The 1,123-nt window shown below is 70.9% G+C and carries 1 protein-coding gene; it reads right to left on the reverse strand.

The window, feature by feature from the left end; all coding sequences use genetic code 11:
• The coding region (locus FVW20_RS16205; protein ID WP_307831606.1) for an ATP-grasp domain-containing protein at positions 1-1,053 on the reverse strand (1,053 nt) is incomplete at its 3' end.
• Positions 1,054-1,123: the final 70 nt, after the last annotated feature.

Here is a 1,123-nt window from a genome sequence, read left to right on the forward strand (position 1 = left end):
GCGCAGCAGTGCGCGCCCCTCTGCCGATTCGTGCCCGGCCATGCGCACCACCACGGGCTGGGCGGCGCGTTCCGCGCCCAGCGCCTCCATCAGCGCGCGGGCCACCCCGGCGCAGGACACGATGCCCCCGAACAGGTTGATGAACACCGCCCGCACCTTGGGATTGGCGAACAGCAAGTCCAGCGCCCGGCGCATGCGCGCGCCGTCCGCCGCGCCGCCAAGGTCCATGAAGTTGGCGGCGGGCAGGCCGGAAAAGTTCAGCAAGTCCATGGTGGCCATGGCAAGGCCCGCGCCGTTGACCAGAAGCCCAACCCAGCCGGAAAGGCCCACATAGCTAAGCCCGGCATCGCGCGCGGCGTTTTCCTCCGCGCCGTGGTGTTCCGGCGTGTAGTAGCCCTGCAGGTCGGGCCGCAGGTCCACCACGTTGTCGTCCAGTTCCACCTTGCCGTCCAGGGCCACCCACTGCCCTGCCCCGGTGAACACCAGCGGGTTGATTTCCGCCAGCAGCAGGCCATCGTCGCGTACTGCCCGGAAAAGGCGCTCGGCAAGGTCGCGAAAGCCCGCCCAGCCTGCCGGGTCCGCCCCCAGTTCGAAGAACGCCGCCCGCAGGTGGTGTTCGCGCAGGCCCGCGTCCAGCGGCACCCGCTGCACCAGCGGCTTGCGGCTGTCTGCCGTGGCTTCCACTTCCATGCCGCCCCGGTGGCTGGTGGTCAGCAGCATCTCGCGCCGCTGGCGCGAAAGCATGAACGACAGGTAGCATTCCTTGCGGATGTCCGTGGCCGGTTCCACCCGCACGAAAGGCACGGCGTGCCCCTTGATGGTCATGCCCAGGATGGTTCGCGCGGTGGCGCGCAACGCATCGGGCGCATCGGCCCGCAGCACGCCGCCCGCCTTGCCGCGCCCGCCGGTAAGCACCTGGGCCTTGACGTACCAGGGGCCGGGAAACGGCGGCGCATACGCGTCCACGTCTTCCGGCCCCAGACAATCCCCGGCGGGGACGGCAATCCCCGCTGCGGCGAACAGCTTCTTGCTCTGGTGTTCGTTCAGGAACATCCGTCCCCCTGCGTGCGGCGTGCGGTGCGCGGGCCGCCAGCTGCCGGGGACGCCGCGCGCCCCGGTCCGG

The organism is Nitratidesulfovibrio oxamicus, assembly GCF_015731765.1.
Taxonomy (GTDB): Bacteria; Desulfobacterota; Desulfovibrionia; order Desulfovibrionales; family Desulfovibrionaceae; genus Cupidesulfovibrio; species Cupidesulfovibrio oxamicus.